This window comes from Paenibacillus sp. Soil522, from assembly GCF_001428245.1.
Lineage (GTDB): Bacteria > Bacillota > Bacilli > Paenibacillales > Paenibacillaceae > Pristimantibacillus.
Map to the genome: position 1 here is coordinate 356500 of NZ_LMRV01000001.1, position 6552 is coordinate 363051.

5 protein-coding genes and 2 pseudogenes are annotated in these 6552 nt (G+C 35.3%); 5 read left to right on the forward strand and 2 right to left on the reverse strand.

The features are described from left to right. Window positions 1-121: 121 nt before the first annotated feature. The gene (locus tag ASG81_RS01795) at window positions 122-643 is read left to right on the forward strand and encodes a hypothetical protein (protein ID WP_155971083.1); all 522 of its coding nucleotides are present in this window, start codon (window positions 122-124) and stop codon (window positions 641-643) included. Window positions 644-648: 5 nt separating this feature from the next. Here ASG81_RS01795 and ASG81_RS01800 read toward each other — a convergent pair. Both ASG81_RS01800 and ASG81_RS33800 read right to left on the reverse strand, forming a co-directional pair. Continuing rightward, window positions 649-2235 (reverse strand): annotated as a pseudogene (locus tag ASG81_RS01800) (DUF4158 domain-containing protein); the annotation flags it as partial. A 1-nt stretch (window position 2236) separates the two neighbouring features. Beyond that, window positions 2237-2399 (reverse strand): annotated as a pseudogene (locus ASG81_RS33800) (DUF4158 domain-containing protein); the annotation flags it as partial. 201 nt (window positions 2400-2600) lie between these two features. Here ASG81_RS33800 and ASG81_RS01810 point away from each other — a divergent pair. The 4 genes from ASG81_RS01810 to ASG81_RS01825 all read left to right on the forward strand — a co-directional run bounded on the left by ASG81_RS01810 (window position 2601) and on the right by ASG81_RS01825 (window position 6334). Further along, entirely contained in the window at window positions 2601-3176 is a 576-nt protein-coding gene (locus ASG81_RS01810; protein ID WP_033728358.1) for a recombinase family protein, read from the forward strand. Window positions 3177-3239: 63 nt separating this feature from the next. Beyond that, window positions 3240-4202 carry a helix-turn-helix transcriptional regulator gene (locus ASG81_RS01815; protein ID WP_047155544.1) on the forward strand — a complete coding sequence of 321 codons (963 nt, stop codon included), beginning with the start codon at window positions 3240-3242 and terminating at the stop codon, window positions 4200-4202. Window positions 4203-4276: 74 nt separating this feature from the next. Then, entirely contained in the window at window positions 4277-4909 is a 633-nt protein-coding gene (locus ASG81_RS01820; RefSeq protein ID WP_038182224.1) for a type 1 glutamine amidotransferase family protein, read from the forward strand. Between the two features lie 660 nt (window positions 4910-5569). After that, complete coding sequence (locus ASG81_RS01825; RefSeq protein WP_056628251.1) at window positions 5570-6334, forward strand: DUF3888 domain-containing protein; 765 nt, start codon at window positions 5570-5572, stop codon at window positions 6332-6334. The last annotated feature ends 218 nt before the right edge of the window (window positions 6335-6552 follow it).

Sequence of the window (6552 nt, forward strand, 5' to 3'; positions counted from 1 at the left end):
AGAACTGAACTTAACCCGGTAAAGAAAAGGATGACCCTGCAGTGTCTGCTGGAGATAGCACTCAAGTTTAGAGCAAAAAAGAATCCTGGTCGAAGGATTCTTTTTTTTGCGTGCGCCCAGCATGGGCGCACGAAAAAAGACGAACAACATCGAACCGGAAGTAAAACCGACGGATGCTTCTGTAGAAACGAGTCATATGATTGATAGCGCGGTACCTACGGAAGTTCATTCAGAATTGTTGAAATATCAAAGCAAAGATGGCTGGACTATTCAATATCCTGCATCATGGGATAAAATTACTGATAGTACTTTGCAAGAAAGTGCCACTGAAAAATATATATCATTTCATACACATGCTATTCCTAAGGAGGGTGTGGAAAAATGGTTAGATAATAAAATTGAGAAAACTCTCTCATTTGAAGAAGCGGATAATACACTTCTTGAGGATGTAACTAAAGGAACAAAAGATAATTATACTGTTTATAAATACACGATTCAATCAGTGGGTTCCATTAAAACTACTGAAAATTCATTTATAATTTTTGTTGATAATGAACATATTTATGAATTTCATGCTCCAATTCCACCATTAACGAAAGTGGAATTTGAAACTATTGTTGCGACATTTACATTCGAAAAGTGAGTTACTCTCATTGCTTCTTCTGGAACATCTTTTTCTAAGCGTGAAATTGATAACTTTCCTTTTTCAAGAGAAACTCCATCTAATTTGTTGGAATTTGCAGATAACCACTTTAATCTTTCATTAAGGCTGCTGTTTCTCTCTGTCATATATTCTTCGAATGATAAACTAACTGATAACCTCGTATTTCCCTTCGTTTGATTCCATGTATCCTCTGAAAACAAATATTCCTCAAAATCTCTATATTGTCTACTGCCCACAATGGATACATCACCAGCCCGAACATGTTCCCTTAGTTCTGTTAAGATGGCCATTTCATAATAATGACGATTGATTGTACCGTCATCCTCATATAAGTGTTTTTTCCAACGCTTTGAGATAAAGTCCACAGGTGAGTCGTCAGGTACTTTTCGCTTTCCAGATTCGTTCATTCCTCGGATAATCTCTACAGCTTGTATAAGTGATTCATTTGCCTTTGTAGAATGAAAGTCCAATACCCTTAATAGCGTTGGCGTATATTTTCTAAGTGAATAAAATCGTTTTTGCAGTAAGTCTAAATAATCATAGTCGGCAGGACGTGCAAGCTCCTGAGCTTCTTCCACCGAAGAGACAAAAGAATTCCATTCAATAACGGATTCTAAAACCTCAAATATGTCTAATTTTTCCTCTTTTGCTTTGATTAAAGCTTGTCCGATGTTCGTAAAGTGTATAACCTTTTCATTCAGCTTTTTACCGTTTTGTTTCTGAATTTCTTCTTGAGCCTTACGGCCTTTTGATAACAGACTGAGTATTTGTCTGTCATGAATTTCAAAAGCTTTATCCGTTAACTCCTGAGTAAGATGTAATAAATAGACGGTTAATATCGAATATCGTTTATTTTCTTGAAAGTCACGAAATGCATAAGGCTCATATCTTGAACCTAAGCGAGATAGCTGTAACAGACGATTGCGATGCAAATGACTAATTTGTACTGTTTCTAATTCCATATCTCGTATGTATTCGAGTCGTTCTATTACTTTTAGAAATGTTTCGGGTGAAGGATGACCCGGTGGTTCTTTTAACCAACCTAATATCGTTTTATTAGATTCGGATGGATGCTGCGAAGTAATGATTTCTTCAAGCTTTTCTTTTTGCTCATTTGTCAGAGATTGACTAACCGTATTAAATAGCTTCTTTTCAGCCATTGCCCTTGCCTCCCACACCATTCTCTCAAGTGTAGTGATAGCAGGCAGTATGATTTTGTTTATTCTTAGAAAATTTATGCATTCATGTAGTAGATGAATGGCATCACCATTTTCCAAAGCTAATTGATGAAGATGCTTAAATATCATTCGATATTCTTTTAGAGTAAAAGTTACAAAGTCGTATTCACTTCGAATTTCTTTCAAATGATCCCAAAGTGTATTTTCTCTTTGAGGATAAAGACTAAGCGAAGATGGACTGGAACCGATTTGTTTCGATATATAATGTATGAATGAATCCGGGATGCTTTTGATATGAGTGTATGGCCAACCGGGATACCGAAGAACGGCTAATTGAACGGCGAACCCTAAACGGTTTTCTTCTCTCCTTCGTTTATTTATAATTTCTAAATCNCTTTGATATGAGTGTATGGCCAACCGGGATACCGAAGAACGGCTAATTGAACGGCGAACCCTAAACGGTTTTCTTCTCTCCTTCGTTTATTTATAATTTCTAAATCTCGTTTGGAAAAAGTGTAGTAGGTTCCTAGCACCCACTCATCTTCAGGAATTTGCATAAGGGCCTGCCGCTGTTCTGGTGTAAGCAATTCTCTACCTCTCGCAATTTTCATACAGTATCATCTCATTTCTGTAATTATTCAGTTAATTAGTTCAATTATATATCAATAGAGTGTACTCTATTGATACAAGTGTAGGAGACTGATAAAATCATAGTTAAGAGCGTCTCATAAGACTTGTCTCAAAAATGAGGTGATATTTTGCGAAAAATCGGTTATATACGTGTCAGTTCAACTAGCCAGAATCCTTCAAGGCAATTTCAGCAACTGAACGAAATCGGAATGGATATTATTTTTGAAGAAAAAGTTTCCGGAGCAACAAAAGATCGTGAGCAACTTCAAAAAATGTTAGAGGATATACAAGAAGGTGACATCATTTATGTTACGGACTTAACTCGGATTACTCGTAGTACACAAGATTTATTTGAATTAATCGATAACATACGGAGTAAAAAGGCAAATTTAAAATCCTTAAAAGATACATGGCTAGATTTATCAGAAGATAATCCCTACAGCCAATTCTTAATTACGGTTATGGCGGGTGTAAACCAATTAGAACGTGATCTTATCCGTATGCGGCAGCGTGAAGGAATTGAACTGGCTAAGAAAGAAGGAAAGTTTAAAGGTCGGTTAAAGAAGTACCATAAAAATCATGCAGGAATGAATTATGCAGTAAAGCTTTATAAAGAGGGAGATATGACTGTAAATCAAATTTGTGAAATTACAAATGTGTCTAGGGCCTCATTATATAGAAAGCTATCGGAAAGGAACAGTTGATGAGTTATACCAAAAATCGGAAATATATAATAGAAAATAAATTTCATATAGAGGTGGAATTATATGCCTAAAATTGACAATATGTTAGCAATTCTATGGATGCTTCGTTCAGGTGAAAAAATTACTGCAAAACAAATTTCAGAAAAGTTAGAGATGAATATAAGGACTGTGTATCGTTATATTGATACAATTTCAACAAGTGGCGTACCTATAATTTCAGAACCAGGACATAACGGTGGATACACTTTATTGAACAATTTTATTGAGGCTCCTCTTTTTTTTGATTTTGAGGAGCAAACTTCACTATTTCACGCTGCTGTTTTTGCAGAAGAAGCCGGATATTATGGAGGTGAAGCACTAAATAGGGCCATTTCAAAACTAAGTAAATACTCAAATCAAGAGCAGGAAACAAAGATAAACCAACATTTAACTAGTCTTGAAGTAATAAGTCGATTAAGTTCACTCTCTATGGAACCTTTTTTGAAGGAGTTGGAGCAGGCCGTAGCTGACGGGTACTCAGTAAAAATTCTTTACCATAAAAGTGGCGAAAAGCAATTAAATTATAGATTGGTCGATCCGTACAGAATTATCTATTGGAATAATAAGTGGTATGTGATTGGATTTTGTCATCTTAGGAATGATATCCGTAGTTTTAGAGTAGATCGAATTGAAAGTCTAATGCTAACCGAAAATAAGTTTAACCGGCCAGAAAATTTTTCAGCACGTGACTTTTTTATAAAAAGTCTTCTTCCAACTATAGAAGATAAGGAAGGGATTATTTCTTTGGTTATTAATGGGGATAAAAGTGTATTGGCTGATATTTGCCAACATTGGTTTTTAGGACATTATTTACAAGAACGGACTTCAAATCAAGCAGTTTTTCTTCTTGAAAAAGATATGATACATACATATGTACCTTATTTACTTTTACCGTACAATAAATCTATTAAAGTTATTGAGCCAATAAGTCTTAAGAAAAGACTTATTGAAGTTCTGTCGGAATTAATAAAATTTCATCAAGTATGATAACTTCCCTGACGTTAACTGTCAGGGAAGTTATATTATAATAGCTATATCAATTGTGATTGGAGTGTTATTGGATGCAAACAAAAAAAGTTTTTCTATATGTATTTAATACAATGTCGGACTGGGAATATGGATATTTAATTGCTGAACTAAACTCAGGAAGATATTTCAAAAAAGATTTAGCACCTTTAAAAGTAATTACAGTAGGAGCTAATAAAGAAATGATTACTACTATGGGAGGACTGAGCATAAAACCAGATATTTCCCTTGATGAATGTACTCTTGAGAGTAAAGATCTTTTAATTTTACCAGGAGGGACTACTTGGAGTGAAGAAATTCATCAACCTATCTTGGAAAGAATTGGCCAAGCTTTAAAGCTTGGCACTATTGTTGCTGCAATTTGTGGTGCAACTGAGGGCCTCGCGAATATGGGATACTTAGATACTAGAAAGCATACAAGTAATAACTTAGAATATACTAAAATGGTATGTCCTAACTATAAAGGAGAAAAGTTCTATGAGTTGGGATCTGCGGTATCTGATGCGAATTTAGTTACTGCATCAGGAATAGCTCCTCTGGAATTTGCAATGGAGGTACTGAAAAAAATAGATGTATTTACACCAGATGCATTACATTCATGGTATAACCTAAATAAGACTCATAAACCTGAATACTTCTTCCAGTTAATGAATTCAATAAATAAATGAAGTAACTGAAAAGCTCAATTTCTCTATTTTGATTTGTAGAGAAGTTGGGCTTTTTAATTTGGAATTTCCTTATCGTTGTAAATCCGCATTTTCCTGACGCTACCCCTTATATCAATATTTATAGCGTGTTGTATTCCCTTTCTTTTTTTATGGTTGTGGTATTATGTCTTTAATTCTATATGATCCAAAAATCGTCTATTACGCTAACGGGTACGAGAGCTCATAACTAGACCATGAGGCTTCCGCTGGAACAAACGGCAGCCCTGCTGCGCTAACGGGCAGGATTGTGCAATAGGTTATGTGTTATAATCACACCTATGAATTATACGATTACTTTTTTAGTGAGGGGAAACAACAAATGTGGAAGAGCAGTTTTATATCTGGTCTGGTCTGGACAATATCCTTCTGAACCAAATATGCCTGGTGTTTTTGATAATATATTCGTAGGGATTTTCTTAATACTTGGACTAGTTTTAATAATAATTGGTTTAAATAAAGGAATTAAGAAATCTATTTGAAGTTATTCCGCTAACGGGTACGATAGTGGGGGAACTGCCGCGAGGACAGCTCCTTTTTGATGCTCATTGAAGTAACTGGCAGGTTAGCATAATGATTTTCCTCATTTAGGGAAAGCTATCCCAAAAAACAATGAGGTGAAAAATGAAGAAAACGTTGTACTTAATTTTTATTATCTGTTTTTTGGCTAACATGCCCACTGTTTTTGCTGAACCACAAGAATCGAAAGAAAAAGTCGCTAATGATGCTTTGCTTACAACACTTACCCCAAACATAAATAATGCAATCATTCACCATTATGGTTATCCCAAACAATTCGCTTTGTTTTGGTCAAAGGTATTAAATATAAAAAGGGAATCTGAAGGTGGGTATTCATTCATAATAAAGTTAGAAGTTACGACTTTTGAACACGCCCATTCTAATCCTTTCGGTACTGAAACAATCACCTTTAATGTTAGTCCCACAGGGGTTAAGCTTATGAACTATGAACACAAAGGTGATGAATGGGAACTCAAAATTGCGAAATTTAAGGATGAAGTCCTTAAAGACATTTTAAAAACCTTTAATATAGACTTATCTTCATTTGAAAGGTTTGAGTATCAACAATTAGCGTACCAGTCCGAGCAAGGACGATTCAAATCCCTTTATAAAATAAGTGATGAAATTCAGAAAGAACTAATGAAGGACTATAAGGCAGGTACAGGTTATAAGAATTTCATTGACCCAATTACTTTCGTAAAAGATGACAGGGCATATATTTTATTCAAAAAGGCCGACGGAACAAACTATGTCTATACCTTACTTGATGTTCAAGGAAACTGGCGGGTAATTAAGAAGGAAAGTAAACGTGGAAAGAAAATGCCACAAGACCTTCTATGGTACATGTATAAACAATTAAGTAGCGAATAAGTCCAGTTTACTTACTGCTTATCATGCTCTGATCTGCCAGCTTGCTGATTCAACTAACGGGTACGAGAGCTCAATAATCATCAGGACGAGGCTGCCGGCATGGATCGGCAGCCTCGCTATGCTATTCCAGCTAATAGCTTGTCAATATTTAATTATTAATGGCCGATTCCAGGAGTGGTATACTTAAAAAAAGATATGACAAATAACCGTCCCCTTCG

What these genes read in the sequence shown, in the direction of transcription:
- ASG81_RS01795 (WP_155971083.1), top strand. Translation starts at nt 122, where the DNA reads ATGGGCGCACGAAAAAAGACGAACAACATCGAACCGGAAGTAAAACCG.
- ASG81_RS01815 (WP_047155544.1), top strand. Translation starts at nt 3,240, where the DNA reads ATGCCTAAAATTGACAATATGTTAGCAATTCTATGGATGCTTCGTTCA.
- ASG81_RS01820 (WP_038182224.1), top strand. Translation starts at nt 4,277, where the DNA reads ATGCAAACAAAAAAAGTTTTTCTATATGTATTTAATACAATGTCGGAC.
- ASG81_RS01825 (WP_056628251.1), top strand. Translation starts at nt 5,570, where the DNA reads ATGAAGAAAACGTTGTACTTAATTTTTATTATCTGTTTTTTGGCTAAC.